General features: G+C 49.2%; 15 protein-coding genes and 1 riboswitch. Of the genes, 10 read left to right on the top strand and 5 right to left on the bottom strand.

The genetic code is table 11. The features are described 5' to 3' along the window. Nucleotides 1–46 precede the first annotated feature (46 nt). The 3 genes from MHH82_RS18355 to MHH82_RS18345 all read left to right on the top strand — a co-directional run bounded on the left by MHH82_RS18355 (nt 47) and on the right by MHH82_RS18345 (nt 2,749). Nucleotides 47–850 (top strand): helix-turn-helix transcriptional regulator, encoded by an 804-nt coding sequence (locus MHH82_RS18355; protein ID WP_340970036.1) that lies wholly within the window; start codon nt 47–49, stop codon nt 848–850. A gap of 113 nt (nt 851–963) precedes the next feature. Further along, the gene (locus tag MHH82_RS18350; protein ID WP_015735825.1) at nt 964–1,389 is read left to right on the top strand and encodes a VOC family protein; all 426 of its coding nucleotides are present in this window, start codon (nt 964–966) and stop codon (nt 1,387–1,389) included. Nucleotides 1,390–1,421: 32 nt separating this feature from the next. Continuing rightward, nucleotides 1,422–1,521: riboswitch (purine riboswitch) on the top strand. Nucleotides 1,522–1,585: 64 nt separating this feature from the next. Further along, nucleotides 1,586–2,749 (top strand): MFS transporter, encoded by a 1,164-nt coding sequence (locus MHH82_RS18345; protein ID WP_015735824.1) that lies wholly within the window; start codon nt 1,586–1,588, stop codon nt 2,747–2,749. Nucleotides 2,750–2,891: 142 nt separating this feature from the next. On the opposite strand, the gene MHH82_RS18340 is transcribed toward MHH82_RS18345, so the two are convergent. Next, entirely contained in the window at nt 2,892–3,896 is a 1,005-nt protein-coding gene (locus MHH82_RS18340; protein WP_340967217.1) for a substrate-binding domain-containing protein, read from the bottom strand. A gap of 138 nt (nt 3,897–4,034) precedes the next feature. Beyond that, nucleotides 4,035–5,234, bottom strand: a complete 1,200-nt coding sequence (locus MHH82_RS18335) for an AGE family epimerase/isomerase (protein WP_015735822.1) — start codon at nt 5,232–5,234, stop codon at nt 4,035–4,037. A gap of 274 nt (nt 5,235–5,508) precedes the next feature. Here MHH82_RS18335 and MHH82_RS18330 point away from each other — a divergent pair, with 274 nt between their 5' ends. The 6 genes from MHH82_RS18330 (at nt 5,509) to MHH82_RS18305 (ending at nt 11,609) form a co-directional block, all read left to right on the top strand. Next, the gene (locus tag MHH82_RS18330; protein ID WP_445661995.1) at nt 5,509–6,489 is read left to right on the top strand and encodes a glycoside hydrolase family 5 protein; all 981 of its coding nucleotides are present in this window, start codon (nt 5,509–5,511) and stop codon (nt 6,487–6,489) included. 504 nt (nt 6,490–6,993) lie between these two features. Beyond that, nucleotides 6,994–7,536, top strand: a complete 543-nt coding sequence (locus MHH82_RS18325; RefSeq protein ID WP_015735821.1) for a MarR family winged helix-turn-helix transcriptional regulator — start codon at nt 6,994–6,996, stop codon at nt 7,534–7,536. 27 nt (nt 7,537–7,563) lie between these two features. Continuing rightward, nucleotides 7,564–9,018: an aryl-sulfate sulfotransferase gene (locus MHH82_RS18320; protein WP_340967211.1), complete on the top strand. Its 1,455-nt coding sequence runs from the start codon at nt 7,564–7,566 to the stop codon at nt 9,016–9,018. Continuing rightward, nucleotides 9,011–10,021: an ABC transporter substrate-binding protein gene (locus MHH82_RS18315; RefSeq protein WP_015735819.1), complete on the top strand. Its 1,011-nt coding sequence runs from the start codon at nt 9,011–9,013 to the stop codon at nt 10,019–10,021. Before MHH82_RS18320 ends, MHH82_RS18315 begins: the two co-directional genes overlap by 8 nt. Before the next feature lie 13 nt (nt 10,022–10,034). Continuing rightward, the gene (locus MHH82_RS18310) at nt 10,035–10,817 is read left to right on the top strand and encodes an ABC transporter ATP-binding protein (protein ID WP_015735818.1); all 783 of its coding nucleotides are present in this window, start codon (nt 10,035–10,037) and stop codon (nt 10,815–10,817) included. A gap of 15 nt (nt 10,818–10,832) precedes the next feature. Next, nucleotides 10,833–11,609, top strand: a complete 777-nt coding sequence (locus tag MHH82_RS18305) for an ABC transporter permease (RefSeq protein WP_015735817.1) — start codon at nt 10,833–10,835, stop codon at nt 11,607–11,609. Nucleotides 11,610–11,688: 79 nt separating this feature from the next. On the opposite strand, the gene MHH82_RS18300 is transcribed toward MHH82_RS18305, so the two are convergent. Then, nucleotides 11,689–12,246 (bottom strand): helix-turn-helix domain-containing protein, encoded by a 558-nt coding sequence (locus MHH82_RS18300; protein WP_340967207.1) that lies wholly within the window; start codon nt 12,244–12,246, stop codon nt 11,689–11,691. A 128-nt stretch (nt 12,247–12,374) separates the two neighbouring features. Between MHH82_RS18300 and MHH82_RS18295 the strand changes: the two genes are divergently transcribed. Further along, entirely contained in the window at nt 12,375–12,968 is a 594-nt protein-coding gene (locus MHH82_RS18295; protein ID WP_036660816.1) for a LysE family transporter, read from the top strand. 82 nt (nt 12,969–13,050) lie between these two features. Here MHH82_RS18295 and MHH82_RS18290 read toward each other — a convergent pair whose 3' ends face one another. Beyond that, nucleotides 13,051–13,983: an L-lactate dehydrogenase gene (locus MHH82_RS18290; protein WP_340967204.1), complete on the bottom strand. Its 933-nt coding sequence runs from the start codon at nt 13,981–13,983 to the stop codon at nt 13,051–13,053. Between the two features lie 257 nt (nt 13,984–14,240). Further along, nucleotides 14,241–14,765 (bottom strand): thioredoxin family protein, encoded by a 525-nt coding sequence (locus MHH82_RS18285; protein ID WP_445661974.1) that lies wholly within the window; start codon nt 14,763–14,765, stop codon nt 14,241–14,243. Between the last annotated feature and the right edge of the window lie 21 nt (nt 14,766–14,786).

Below are 14,786 nucleotides of genomic sequence, written 5' to 3'. Positions count from 1 at the left end.
TTTGCTAATTCAAGCATAATTAAGGGTGAGCACTTTGCGGAATTTTATGCCTGTACAAGCACCGGCCATAGAGATTCAATCTTCTGCTTCAGATTATGCCTATACGGAGTATAGGCCGTGCCAGCCATTGATGCCATATGTAGCCTGTTATTGGAGCTTGGAATACCGAGTCACGTCCATTCAAGCTCCGCTCCATCGCATCCTTCCCGACGGTTGCGTGGATATCATATTTAATATGAAGGCACGGACCGCCTCGGCCACCGGCTTCGTTACGGGTCTGATGTCCCGTTATGAAGCGGCGATACTCACGCAGGAGCAGTCTCTGTTCGGTATTCGCTTCTATGCGGAAACCGTTCGTCCGTTCATCCAATTTCCCGCTTCCGAATTTCGGGAGGGTCCCATCCTCTTGGATGAAGCGTGGGGGGCAGAAGTGAATCACTTGAACGAAGAAATGGTGACAGCTCTTGATTCCGCCCGACGCATCGAGCTGATCGAGACGTTTTTATTCAACGCGTTAAGACGGAGTAACATACGTTCTGAGCCGCTGGTGGAGCAAGGCATGCAGCATTTATACGCCTCCAAGGGGAGAATAACGATTCATGCCCTGGCCGAAAAAATGAATTACAGCGAGAGAAACATAAGAAGAACGTTTCAGAAGGAATTGGGCATGAAGCCGAAGGAAATGACGGACATCATACGATTCCAGAATTTGCTGCAGGAGATGCGCCGTTCCAAGCCTAATCGGTTTCCTGATATCGCTGCCCAATACGGATATTATGATCAGCCTCATTTTATTAACACCTTCAAACGCTTATACGGCATGTCGCCGAAGCAGGCTTTTCAACCATAAATTTTGCATGCATGGCGGCGGCAAGGTTTGTCCGTTTTTTACAATCTTTCATTCGGGTGTTGAACGACAATGGGGTAGAAGTATCAATGATGATGTACAGGAGGTAACGTAAAATGAGAGCAAGCATATCCGTACTTACGATTGGCGTTGATGACCTGGAACGGTCCCTGAAGTTTTATCGTGACGGACTCGGGCTCCCGACCGAAGGAATCATTGGCACTGAATTTGAGCATGGGGCTGTAGCATTTTTTGACTTGCAAGCCGGTGTGAAGCTGGCGATATGGAATCGCAGGGATCTGTCGGTTGAAGCGAATGTTCCCTTATCGTCCCCAAGCTCTTCGGAATTCACGATCGGCCACAACGTCGGCAGCAAGGAAGAAGTGGATGAGGTGATGGAGCAAGCCAGTAGAGCGGGAGCGACCGTAACCGTGCCGGCACAAGACACCTTCTGGGGAGGCTATTCCGGTCATTTTCTCGATCCGGACGGGCATTTGTGGGAGATTTGCTGGAATCCTGCATGGGAGGTTGATCTTTCGTAACGGATGTGATAAATTAATCAACGATTGTTGTGCAACTGAATATTTTATTTGAATGTATAACCTCATTAATATGGTCTGAGGGTCTCTACCAGGAACCGGAAAATCCTGACTACAGAAAATGTTTACTCATTTTTTGTAATCAGGATTTTTTTGTTGATTATAAACATGACATCGAAGAAAGGGGATTTCATTCCAGATGAATCTGAAAGTATTAATCCTAGCGATATCGACGATATCCGTCGGGCTGGTTGAACTTATTGTTGGTGGGATACTGCCGCTCATTGCGGACGACTTGCATATTTCGCTCGGTACGGCGGGTCAGCTGATTACCGTGTTCGCCCTGGTCTATGCGATAGCGGGACCGGTGCTTCTTGCGCTGACGGCAAGAGTGGAGCGCAAACGGCTTTACCTGATTTCCTTGTTTATTTTCTTTATTGGTAACTTGCTGGCTTATGTAAGCCCGAACTTTACGCTGCTCATGGCAGCCAGAATCTTAACCGCGATGAGTACGGCGTTGATTATCGTGTTATCTTTGACGATTACCGCCAAGGTGGTTGAGCCTGCACATCGCGCTAAAGCCTTGGGCGTTATCTATATGGGGATTAGTTCGTCATTGGTACTAGGCGTGCCGCTCGGCATCCTGATCAGCGAGGCTTTCGGATGGCGGGTGTTGTTCCTGGGTATCGGCTTCCTGTCGATCGGTTCCATGATTTTGATCTATATGTTCCTGGACCGGATCAAGCCTGAAAATGTTACGCCGTTATCCGTTCAGATCAAGGCGCTGGGCAAGATGAAAATCGCCGGTGCGCATCTGGCCACCTTGTTCATGCTTGCAGGGCATTACACCATATATGCGTACTTCACGCCGTTTCTTGAATCGGAGCTTGGTCTGAGCCCTTATTGGATCAGCATCTGTTACTTCCTGTTCGGACTATCCGCCGTCGGCGGCGGGGCGTTCGGCGGCGCGCTTGCGGATCGGATCGGATCGCATAAGAGCATCGTGATCATCATTACGTCATTCATGCTGGTATTGTTCGTGCTTCCATTATCCACATTTTCGATTGGCGTGTTTTTAATCGTGATGATGATATGGGGGGCATTGAGCTGGAGCCTGGCTCCTCCTCTGCAGAATTATCTGATTCAAGTGGATCCGGGTTCGTCCGATATCCAGCAAAGTTTTAACAATTCCGCGCTGCAAATCGGTATCGCATTGGGCTCTGCCATTGGGGGGCTCGTGTTAGAGCAGGGAGGCACCGTAGCCAGCACGGCCTGGGTCGGCGGGGGGATCGTCATCGTGTCCCTGGTTTGTGCCGTTTATTCTTTGACGAGACCTGCGCTAACGTGGAAGACAAGCAAATAAATAGCCGAAAATTTTTCGCGAATTTAAAAGACAGCCGCATCCATGCAGCTGTCTTTTCTTTTGCAATCGTTTTGTACATCGTGCGCACTGCTCCCTGTGCGCACGATGCGTGGTTCGGGGCATGTTTGATGGTGGGAGGGGTTTACATCTTGGCGACGGAGGAACGATAGATGATCTTGCCCTTCACCACAATTCTGCCGAATATGGTATCAGGGGTGCTGATTTTGCTTAAGATGGACTGGATCGACGTTTGAGCCAGCTGCTTCATATTGACTTCAACCGTCGTCAGGTGCGGCACGGTCAGCGTGGCGTAGATATCGTTGTCAAAACCAACGACGGAGCAGTCATCGGGAATGCGGTAACCCATGCCTTGCAATTTCTGCACAACCAAATAGGCGACCTGATCGCAATTACATACGAAAGCTGTTGGCAATTCATCCGGAATCTCGATGTCGAGATAATTGCCGTACTCATTCCGATCGTTGATTACCCAGTCCTGCCGAAGAGCGATATGATGCTCCAGCAGCGATTTATAGTAACCCAGGAACCGATCCTGAATGCTGCTTGTGGCATGCAAACTGCCCACATAGGCAATGTTGCGATGTCCTTGCCGGATCAGGTAATTGGTAAGTTCATAGGCACCGTAAAAATTATCCGAAACCACCGCGTCAATATCCGAATGGTCATCGTAGAAGTCCAGAAACAGAATCGGCGGTTCGATGGCGTGCATGATCTCGATGTAAGGCTTACTGATCTGTCCCAGTAGAATGAATCCGTCCACTTTGCGATCATAATAGATGCGCGGCAGCTGCAAGGTCTGTTCATCCGAGCTGCTTAAAATATGAAGTATGCCGTAATACCCGTAGTCTTCCAATCCCTTGGAGATTTCTTGATAGACGCGCAGATAGAACGATTGGTCGGGTCCGGTAAAACGTTCGGGAATGATAACGCCGATGTTGTAAGTCAGCCCTTCGCGCATGGACCTGGCAACGGTGTTCACCCGATAGCCCATTTCGCTGGCGATGGCTTTGATTCTTGCCTTTAACTCGTCGCTTACGCCTTCCTTGTCGTTCAGGGCTTTCGAGACGGTCACCGTGCTGACGCCAACTTCCTCCGCGATGTCCTTCATCGTTATGTTTTTGTTCATCGCGTTTGTCTCCTTTTATCTACAGTCGAAGTAGACCATCTGTCCGAGTATGTATGCAATCATTCCATGATCCAAGTACAGTATACCTGCTCGTCTGAGACAAATAAAGGCGAAGGCGCATTTCTGATTGTTATTCTGTTAGAGCTTGCTGCTTACATGTTCGATTCGATTTAAGATTTCCAAGCAAAATCGACTGTTATGATACGGACATTTCCATGGTCCGGCCATCTCGTGCTGATCCGGCCGTCCGTTCTCATTGACGGACCAAAACCATTCGCTGCCCGGGCGGGAATCGATAATATTTTTTTTCGTATAATTCCACATTCTGAAGACTTGTTCAAGAAGTTGAATATCTCCCGTACGCTGATAGGCATTGAAAAAACCGACCATAGCCTCAGCCTGGACCCACCAGATTCTGGAGGTATCCAGATGTGAGCCTTCTTGCTCATTCATGAGCGAACCATCCTGCTGCACGGCCCGTTCAGATACGGCATTCGCCAAGTCCAGAACCATGCGCTTATAATCCGGATTCGTGCTTCCGATGACATCAAGCGCCTCATCCATCAACCAGCTGGCCTCGATATCATGGCCAAATGAAGTGACATCCACGAGCGGGTTCCAATCCTTGTCAAAAAACACCCCTAAACGTCTCCGATCAGCATCGAAAATGTGATGGTACAGAATGGACAGCAGGTTATGAAGCGATTCTCGGACCACCGCCTCGGGCCAAGCCCGATAAAGCGTGGAGTAAGCTTCCAGGACGTGAATATGCGTATTCATCGTGATATGCGCGACCACGCCGTTGCCGCTAAGCATTTCGTTGGGCTGCTCGTTCCACTCCCGGTCGAACTCTTCCTTGTAGGCCTGCCGTTTCGCATCATACCCCTTACTCTCGATCAGACGGTACAGCTCTTTGGCCAGATCCAATGCCTCTTGGTTCCCGGAAGCGCGGTGGTATTCGCTTAATGCATATACGCCGAACGCTTGATTGTAGATATGTTTCCTCGTATCTGTCGGGACTCCCTTGTAATCTACCATCCAATACAGTCCGCCATATTGGCGATCAATGAGGTGGCGCGCGAGAAATTGAAAGGCATGCCTGGCATACTTTGCGTAGATTTCGTGCCCCGTCGTCCGATAGGCTGCGCTAAAGCTCCATAAAATTCTTGAACAGGCAATCCCGCCTTTGGCTGCTTGTTCATCGATCTTTAAATCGGCGTTCACTTGGCCGTAAAACCCGCCGTTGGTTTCGTCCTTCAATCCTCCCCAAAAAGGCAGGATATGCTCCAGCCATTCTTTTCGGATTTCAGAACCCAGGGTATGTAAAGTCATTGTCATATAAAGCCTCCGTTATTAAGTTATCGTTAACCTTAGAAAGTATTTTAAGAAAGAGCATCGTTCGATGTCAACGAAATCTTTTGCACGCAACATTATTATAAACATGCATACACCATTGACAGGTGAAGGTGAGGCATATAAAATTCGGATTATTACTTAAACGATTACCTAAATATTATCGGCCTTTAAGAACACTCTAAACACTTCGGTTTTGATTCATCATCTAGTGTCGAGGCTAGAAATCAAATGATATGAATCCAGAAGGAGGAAGATGATGTTGATATGGATGCAGGGATGGAAGTCTATTCTAGTCGCGATCTTGGCATTTGTGTCAGTAGGCGGTGGACTTCCCAGACCAGAAGCAGCCACAGGATTTTATGTAAACGGTACCAAGTTGTATGATTCAACGGGCAAAGCCTTTGTGATGAGGGGTGTAAATCATCCCCACACCTGGTACAAGAATGATCTGAACGCGGCTGTTCCGGCTATCGCGCAAACGGGAGCCAATACCGTACGAGTCGTCTTGTCGAACGGGTCGCAATGGATCAAGGATGATCTGAACGCCGTCAACAGTATCATCTCGCTGGTGTCGCAGCATCAAATGATAGCCGTTCTGGAGGTGCATGATGCGACAGGCAAAGATGAGTATGCTTCCCTTGAAGCGGCCGTCGACTATTGGATCAGCATCAAAGGGGCATTGATCGGAAAAGAAGACCGCGTCATCGTCAATATTGCCAATGAATGGTATGGAAATTGGAACAGCAGCGGATGGGCCGATGGTTATAAGCAGGCCATTCCCAAATTAAGAAACGCGGGCATTAAGAATACGTTGATCGTTGATGCAGCCGGATGGGGGCAATACCCGCAATCCATCGTGGATGAGGGAGCCGCTGTATTTGCTTCCGATCAACTGAAGAATACGGTATTCTCCATCCATATGTATGAGTATGCCGGTAAGGATGCCGCTACGGTGAAAACGAAAATGGACGATGTTTTAAACAAAGGATTGCCTTTAATCATTGGGGAGTTCGGCGGCTATCATCAAGGCGCAGATGTCGATGAGATTGCTATTATGAAGTACGGACAGCAGAAGGAAGTGGGCTGGCTGGCTTGGTCCTGGTACGGAAACAGCCCGGAGCTGAACGATCTGGATCTGGCTGTAGGGCCAAGCGGAAACCTGACCGGCTGGGGAAACACGGTGGTTCATGGAACCGACGGGATTCAGCAAACCTCCAAGAAAGCGGGCATTTATTAAAATCGGGTTAAGGTAGATGAGATTGCATGTTAACAGCAAGCTCAAACATATGGATGCATGCAGGCTGTCGAGGAACTGTCTCGACGGCTTTTTTCTATAGGATTTTCTGAATCGACATGCAGCCTATTCTTGCATCCTCTTCGAGACCTATCGACAAAGAAGAGGAACAACCTTTATGCAATATCAATATGCTTGGCTTTGGAGAAACCTGCATCTAGTGCGGGGTTTTGTTTTGATGGTTTAAATATATATTTAATTCCTACTTGACAGGTGGTATTAATTGGTTTAATCTAGCCACAAGCAAATTCATTCAGTCCTCATTAAATGATTATTCATTATCTTAGTATTGAACGATATATCAGCCGATTGGTCTACCAAAGGCTCCTGTTTACTCGATTTCGTTATTTTAACGGAAGGGGAAATGGGAGTCTTTCTGTATTTTCCGGACATCGTTACGGATTATGGCTTGGAGTCTGAGGCTATCGTTCCACAGGAAGGAGCGGCATGGAAGAAGCGGATTGGGCATTAATGGAAGAGGCGGATTGGCATTTTCGCAAAATGGTGCGGAGATTTGTCAAGGAGCGTGACAAAATCTCGATAGAAGGCGTATCGCTGCCAGGTTTGTTGATCCTGAACACCATATTGCGGGATGGGGAGCAGAAGCTTGGGGAGCTTGCGGAACAGCTCGATTTTACGTCCGGAGCGGTAACGGCCTTGTGCGATAAACTTGAGGCTTGCGGGTTCGCGGTGAGAAGACGGAGCGAGAGCGATCGGAGATCGATTGTGCTGGACATCACGGATGCTGGAAGAGAAATGGTGAAGCGTAACGAATACATAGGCGGGCGTTCGATCGAACGAATATTCGGAATATTCTCGCATGAAGAGCTGCGGGATCTGATCCATTATTTTGAACGGTTGAACGATCATCTGGAGGGCTTCTCGGATTTCGTGCTTCGGCCGCCCCGCCCATCTTTCGATACGCCGGCAGCAATTGATCAAAGCAATCCAGGCTCACTGAAACGCTCGAACAAATTCATTTCTTACTAAAATTTATATCAGAAAGGAAGTTGAACGATGGGACATCCAACGATTTATCCAACGGGTACAACCGTATATCAGCCGGGGAAGGCGTGGAGCGGCTACACGATTTATCAAGCCGCGGATACCGGCGCCCTCCTGATTGACATGAACGGCAGGGAGGTTCACTTATGGAAAGGGCTTCGGGGATTTCCGAACAAGCTCTTTCCCGGAGGTTATGTGCTTGGGAGCACCTCAGAGCGCGATCCGAAATACGGGTTTCAGGATGAAACCAATCTGGTACAGGTCGACTGGGAAGGCAATATCGTCTGGAAATTCGATCGTTATGAATACATAGAGGACCCGGGTCATCCGGCACAATGGATGGCTCGCCAGCATCATGATTACCAGCGGGAGGGCAATCCCGTCGGTTATTATGTACCCGGGCAGGATCCGAAGGTAGATTCCGGCAATACGCTTATTCTTGCTCACAAAAATGTGAAGCGTCCCGAAATTTCCGACATCGAACTGTTGGACGATACGATCATCGAAGTGGATTGGGAAGGCAATGTCATTTGGGAATGGGCGGTTAGCGATCACTTTGATGAACTCGGGTTTGATGAGGACGCGAAGCTAGCGTTATCCCGTGATCCGAATACCCGCGGCTTCGGAGCCCATGCCGGCGATTGGATGCATATTAACTCGGTATCTGTGCTTGGTCCTAACCGGTTTTATGATGCGGGGGACGAACGCTTCCATCCCGATAATATCATCTGGGATGCACGGGAAACGAACATTATTGCCATCATCGATAAAAAAACCGGGAACATTGTCTGGAAGCTTGGCCCCGACTATTCCACGGAGGAAACGAAGCATATTGGCTGGATTATCGGCCAGCATCATGCTCACCTCATACCGAAGGGACTTCCGGGCGAAGGCAATATTCTGATCTTCGACAACGGCGGCTGGGGCGGATACGGAAAGCCGAATCCGGAAGCGGCAGATGGCTTGAAAATAGCGCGGCGCGACCATTCGCGAATTCTGGAAATCAATCCCGTAACCTTAGAGATTGAATGGCAGTATACGCCCACAGAGGCCGGCTTTCAGGCTCCGCTGGACTCTTACCGCTTCTACAGTCCGTATATCAGCTCAGCACAGCGTCTGCCCAACGGCAACACCTTGATTACCGAAGGGGCCGACGGCCGAATATTCGAGGTGACAAGAGAATTTGAACTGGTATGGGAATATATATCGCCTTATAAAAATATCCGCAACTCTAATATGGTCTACCGCGCATACCGGGTTCCTTATGAATGGGTGCCACAGCTTGAATTGCCCATAGAGACCGAGATTGCTCCGCTTGATGTGGCAGATTACCGCCTGCCAGGTGCCGCACGGAGAGGTGCCGTTACGACCGTGGAAGTAGAAGGCACGATCTCCTATGGGGAGGGGGCGTTATGCGTGGCCAGGACCGATGAAATAACGCAGAAAGAAAGGGATCGCGATGCGTAGACCTTATTTGAAACGATGGCATGCTTGGTTTCTGATATCGACGCTGGCAATGAGTTTGCTTAGCGGATGCGGTAAGGCCAGCGGTGACAGTCAAGAGAGTAAATTTCAATTGAAAATCGCCGATATTTCCACGAATGCGGTGTTTCGTATAGCTAAGAGCAAGGGGATCTTCGACAAACACGGGATTGATGCCGAGCTGGTGAACTTCGCAACGCCGGCCGAAGGCGTGAACTCCTTGTTTATTAAGCAGGTGGATGTTGCATTTGGTGCAGACTTCCCACTCCTGAATGCTGTTAGCAAAGGCGATTACTCTATATTCGCCTCAACCGGAACAGCCACGGATTTGAGCGCAAGCGAATGGAAACTGTTCGTCCGTAAAGAGATCGCCAGCGCTGCCGATCTCAAGGGCAAGAAATTGAGTTTCTCCAGAGGCACATTCATTCCCTATCTGTGGGATGTTTATCTCGCCGATAACGGGGTTGCATTGTCGGATGTGGAGCTGATCGGGCAAGGAGGCTTCGACGAGGCCTACGTGGCGCTGAAAAAAGGCGAAATTGACGCCGCATGGGTATATGGAGCAGTGCTGAACGAAAAGTTCGGTGCCCTTGCCGAAGCCAGAGAGCTATCGGATATGTCGAAGACGCCGGTAAGGCTTGGCACCGGTTTGATCGCTTCAAATGAATTAATCAACAGCAACAAGGAAGGATTCGTAGCGTTTCTGAAAGCGCTGGATGAAGCGTCGGCTTATGCCCAAGCCCATCCGGAGGAAACAGCGGATATGATGTACGAAGAAGTCAAGCAGCCGAAGGAAGCGACCTTAAAGGATCTGCCGAAGAATCCATGGAGCATTGGATTTACGGACAAAGCCTATGCGGGATTGCGGGGACAGAAGGAATACATGGTCGCTAACGGTATCATCGAGAAGGATTTCGAGCTGAATGATAAATTGAATCTGGATTTGGTAAGAACAGCCTTCCCGGATCGAGTCATTGATTTGAAGTAAGGAGATGATGAAAATGAGAGCAGCGTCAAGGCAGAATGAAATCCATATTGAGCAGCTGAATAAAAGTTACACGCAGGCATCAGCATCGGCAGGCGGTTTACATTATATTATCCAGGACGTCAACCTGGCGGTTAAAGGCGGGGAGTTCTTCGTCCTGCTGGGACCGAGCGGGTGCGGGAAGTCGACGCTGCTCAGTCTGATCGCCGGCTTCGTCTCCAAGACATCAGGTCAAGTAAGGGTAGGGGAAAAGGAAGTGGAGCGCCCCGGCCAGGATCGTGCCGTCGTATTTCAGCAAGCCGACTCATCCTTGTTTCCGTGGTTGACGGTTAGGGAGAATGTGGAGTTCGGCCTCCGCATGAAACGGATGCCAGCTGAGAAGAGAAGGGAGATATCCGGCGAATTTATTGAGCTTGTGGGCCTTGCGGGACATGAAAGCAAATATCCGCGCGAACTGTCTGGCGGCATGAAACAACGGGTACAACTGGCACGGGTGTTGTCCAATGATCCCTCGATCCTGCTCATGGATGAACCGTTCGGCGCATTGGACGCGATGACAAGACGCACGATGCAAAGGGAATTGGTCCGCATATGGCAGGATACGGACAAAACCGTCATCTTCGTGACGCACGATATTCAGGAGGCACTTCTGCTGGGAGGACGCATCGGCATTATGTCTGCAGGACCTTCCTCGAGAATAACGGATATCTATGAGGTGCCGCTTGCATACCCGAGAGATTTGTCAGACCCGGCCTTCCATGCCCTGCACAACCAAATCCAATCGCATTTTGACGAGTAGTGAGGAGGCGTTCCCGTGAGCAATCATCTTAAAAAATGGTCCCTGCATATCCTGTTATGGATGGTAGGACTTGGCGTCTGGCATCTGCTGTCCCTTGCGTATGGCCCGGAAATTCTGCCCGGTCCCGTCTATACGGCAAAGGGCGGATACGAATTGTTGACGGACGGCACCTTGATTCAATATATCGGAATCAGTTCGTACCGCGTGCTGCTTGGCTGGACGTTTGGCAGTCTGCTGGCGATCCCGGTCGGAATCATGATTGGGAAGGTCGGACCAATCCGTGTTTTCGCCGAGCCTTTCCTCAATTTCATTCGGTTCATTCCTCCGATTGCGTTCATAACCTTGTTTCTGGTCTGGTTCGGCATCGGGGAGACATCGAAGATCATGCTTATTCTGTATGCAACCTTCTTCATCGTGGTCTTGAATACGCTGACGGGCGTTCTATCCGTTGAGGAGGATAAGATCCGCTCCGCCCGCAGCATGGGGGCGTCCGAATGGCAGATTGTGCTGCATGTCGTCATTCCTGCAACCGTCCCTTTCATGTTCACCGGCATTCGGCTTGCCATGGGAACCTCGTTCATGGCGATTATCGGGGCCGAGATGATTGCATCCAATGAAGGCGTTGGTTATCTTATATGGAATTCACGATTGTTCTTCCGTACAGATTGGATATTTGTCGGCTTGATCTGCCTGGGGTTAATGGGGTTCCTGACAGACCGGGCCGTGGGGCTGCTCGGCCGCAAGCTGCTGTCCCGGTATGGGGTGGTCAGCGCAAATTCGCTGCGTCGGTAAAACGTTAATAATACAACAGTTTCAAAACAGCAACGGTACCCTTCATGAAAAGGGTGCCGTTGCTGTTCTTCCATCGACATCATGATCCGGAATAATGGATCACCATGCTTAACCGGTTCAGGGTATTACCCGAATTATGATAGACATGTGGTTTGTCTGCCTTGAAGCGGATGGATTCACCTTGCTTTACCGTATATTCCTCATGATCGACACGAATGGTGACCTCACCATCGAAAACGGTAATAAACTCTTCCGTACCCTCGATATGGGCCTCTGCACTTAAATAACCGCCATGTTCCATTTCTAATGAATACATCTCGAAGCGCCGCCCGTCTTCATACGGGAAATACGGATAAATGCGAATGCGGCCGTTATCCTCAACCAGTGCCTGCACCTCTTCCCGTGATACTACGACGGTACCGGAATGCGGCTCATTGATCAACGACGAAAAAGAAAGCTTTAATCCGTTGGCAATCTTCCATACGGTGGTTATGGAGGGGCTCGATTCCCCGCGTTCAATCTGACCCAGCATCGTCTTGCTGATGCCGGTCATTTCCGCGACTTTATCCAAACTCAGCTTTCTCTGCTCCCTGAGCATCTTTAAATTGTTCGCCAATATCAAATTGATGGGCTTCAAATGTTGGTTCACCTCTATACTGTACATATTGTACGTTATAACATACATACTGTATAATGATAACGCACGGTCGCTATAACGACCGATTACAATCACTATAACATACAAACAAGAAAGGAGTTAAGAGCTTGTTTATCCTTCCGCTGTTGACCTATGCCATTGTAGCTTCATTTACGCCCGGTCCCAACAACATTATTTCGATGACCAACGCACGAAGTTACGGTTTTCGAGCAACGATGCGCTTTATCGGCGGGGTTGCAGCCGGGTGTTTGATCATTATGCTGCTGTCCAGCTACTTCAACTTGGCAATGTATCAATACATCCCGAAGATTCGATCGGTTATGAATATGATCGGTTTCCTGTATATGATTTATCTTGCCGTAAAAATCATGCGAAGCAGGCCGCAGGGGGATGCAGATGATAAGCCAGGCGGATTTAACAGCTTTACGTTCGGATTCATATTTCAATTCATGAATCCGAAGGTCATTTTATACGGGATTACGGCCGTATCGACCTTCGTGATGCCAATCGCAGCAACCCATGTGCAGCTGTTATTATTCTCGATACTGCTCACCATCGTTGGCATTTGCGCCAATATGACCTGGGCGCTATGCGGTTCGCTGTTCCAGAACCTGTTGTCCCGATATGAACGCATCTTCAATGTATGTATGGGACTGCTTCTGATATACAGCGCATTCTCAATTTATGCAGCGAATGGATAGCAAGCGGGCCTCGTCGTGTACGGATGCCATGCCAAATAAAACAAGGCTTTCCGGAACGTTCATCCGGAAAGCCTTGTTTGGGTTATTCGAAGATTTTGGAAATCTGTTCTTTCAGTTTGTTAGCGGAAGCATGGAATTGGGCCAATTCCTCGTCGTTAAACTCAAGGCTGAGAATTTCCCGCACGCCGGTGCGGTCAACCACGCAAGGCACCCCTAGATATACGTCGGACACGCCATGGTAGTCTGTAAGCAGCGTGGACACATTTAGAACGGAACCCTCGTTTTGCAAAATGGAGACGATGATCCGGTCAAGCGCCAATGCGATAGCATAGGAAGTGGAGCCTTTGGCGTTGATGATTTCATATGCGGCGTTCTTGGTACGATCAAAGATATCTTCTCTTTCATCGTCCGTCAGATCGATCCCGATACCGGCAATGTTGGCGATGCTCCAGAGCGGCAGCTCGGAATCGCCGTGTTCGCCGACGATATGGGCGTGAATGCTGCGCGGATTGATGCCTTTGTTTTGCCCGATCAAATAACGGAAGCGGGCGCTGTCGAGCAGGGTACCGGAACCGATTACCCGATTAACCGGGAAGCCGCTCTTTTTCAATGTGACGTAAGACAGAATATCAACCGGATTCGTAGCCACGAGAATGATGCCGTGATCGTTGTATTTCACGATATTTTGAATAATATCGTCAAATATGGCCGTATTCCGCTTCAATAAATCGATTCGCGTCTCGCCCGGTCTTTGGTTGGAGCCTGCGGCAATGACAATGATGTCTGCATCCTTGCAATCGCTGTAATCTCCAGCCCAAAGTTTCACCCCGCCGGCAAAAGGGAGGCCGTGGTTCATATCCAAGGCTTCGCCAAGAGCCTTGTCATGGTTGGCATCGATCAATACCAGTTCAGATACTCTTTCCCGCAAGAATAAGGTGTACGCAGTCGTTGCTCCTACAGCGCCTGTACCGATGATCACGACGCGGGACGGGCGCTGAGCTTCATTTTTTGTCATCCATGTTTCTCTCCCTTGCACTCAGTTAATGAATTCCTATACATGGAAAGCTTCTAATTACTTACCCTAATAAGCCGTTGTATACACAACAACTCCATTAGGCGCTTTCGATAGTAATGATAACATATTCAGGAAGATTTAAGCAGTGGGAGTGTGAGTTAAGTTACGTTCATGCTCACTATAGAAGGTTTTGATCGCACGTTACCTTGTATATGTCCTAGATGTCGATGTCGAACCGCAGTCGGTGCGATTCCATTTCATGCGAATGAAGTAAACCGCTCCTTTAGCTCCTGAAGCATGACCTTCCGGTAATCGTTCCCGTCATGGTAGAGTTCACCGATCCTTGTGTAGACCTGATCCAATTGTTCCTGATATGAATCGGCTTGTTTATCAGCGTGTTTTCTTTTGAACTCGTCCATGACGTTTTGGATGTATGCCGGTCGTGCGCCCCATTGTCCAAGAACCGCGCCGGTTGCCGCATTAAGGAAGAGAGCGATCGGTTGAGCGCGGCCACCGCCCGTAAGAAAGAGATCCATCGTTTCCAGATGCTCTTCCATGATGAGCACTTCGGTCGGTATGCGGCTGTATTCCATTACCCGGAACAAGACGGGAACATTCCAGATCACATCCGGACACCAATCCGTACAGAGGACAAGGCAGTGCAGTTGGCCACGCTCGTTACGTTCAGCGAAGAACCGTTGAATTTCTGGGTCGTCCCATTGAAAGCGGTCATAGACTTGCTTTAACTGTTCCTTTGTATTGGGGATTCGGCTCAGTTTCATTTCCAGGCTCCTCATGCCCTC

Source organism: Bacillus sp. FSL K6-6540 (genome assembly GCF_038007545.1).
The sequence above is the reverse complement of the archived record's forward strand: the minus strand, read 5'-3'. Positions and strand labels throughout refer to the sequence as shown.

Bases quoted from the DNA above. Each gene is read 5' to 3' on its own strand.
- MHH82_RS18350 (WP_015735825.1), top strand. From the start codon at position 964: ATGAGAGCAAGCATATCCGTACTTACGATTGGCGTTGATGACCTGGAA.
- MHH82_RS18310 (WP_015735818.1), top strand. From the start codon at position 10,035: ATGAGAGCAGCGTCAAGGCAGAATGAAATCCATATTGAGCAGCTGAAT.
- MHH82_RS18285 (WP_445661974.1), bottom strand. From the start codon at position 14,765: ATGAAACTGAGCCGAATCCCCAATACAAAGGAACAGTTAAAGCAAGTC.
- MHH82_RS18335 (WP_015735822.1), bottom strand. From the start codon at position 5,234: ATGACAATGACTTTACATACCCTGGGTTCTGAAATCCGAAAAGAATGG.
- MHH82_RS18320 (WP_340967211.1), top strand. From the start codon at position 7,564: ATGGGACATCCAACGATTTATCCAACGGGTACAACCGTATATCAGCCG.
- MHH82_RS18340 (WP_340967217.1), bottom strand. From the start codon at position 3,896: ATGAACAAAAACATAACGATGAAGGACATCGCGGAGGAAGTTGGCGTC.
- MHH82_RS18345 (WP_015735824.1), top strand. From the start codon at position 1,586: ATGAATCTGAAAGTATTAATCCTAGCGATATCGACGATATCCGTCGGG.
- MHH82_RS18315 (WP_015735819.1), top strand. From the start codon at position 9,011: ATGCGTAGACCTTATTTGAAACGATGGCATGCTTGGTTTCTGATATCG.
- MHH82_RS18355 (WP_340970036.1), top strand. From the start codon at position 47: ATGCCTGTACAAGCACCGGCCATAGAGATTCAATCTTCTGCTTCAGAT.
- MHH82_RS18325 (WP_015735821.1), top strand. From the start codon at position 6,994: ATGGAAGAAGCGGATTGGGCATTAATGGAAGAGGCGGATTGGCATTTT.
- MHH82_RS18330 (WP_445661995.1), top strand. From the start codon at position 5,509: ATGTTGATATGGATGCAGGGATGGAAGTCTATTCTAGTCGCGATCTTG.
- MHH82_RS18290 (WP_340967204.1), bottom strand. From the start codon at position 13,983: ATGACAAAAAATGAAGCTCAGCGCCCGTCCCGCGTCGTGATCATCGGT.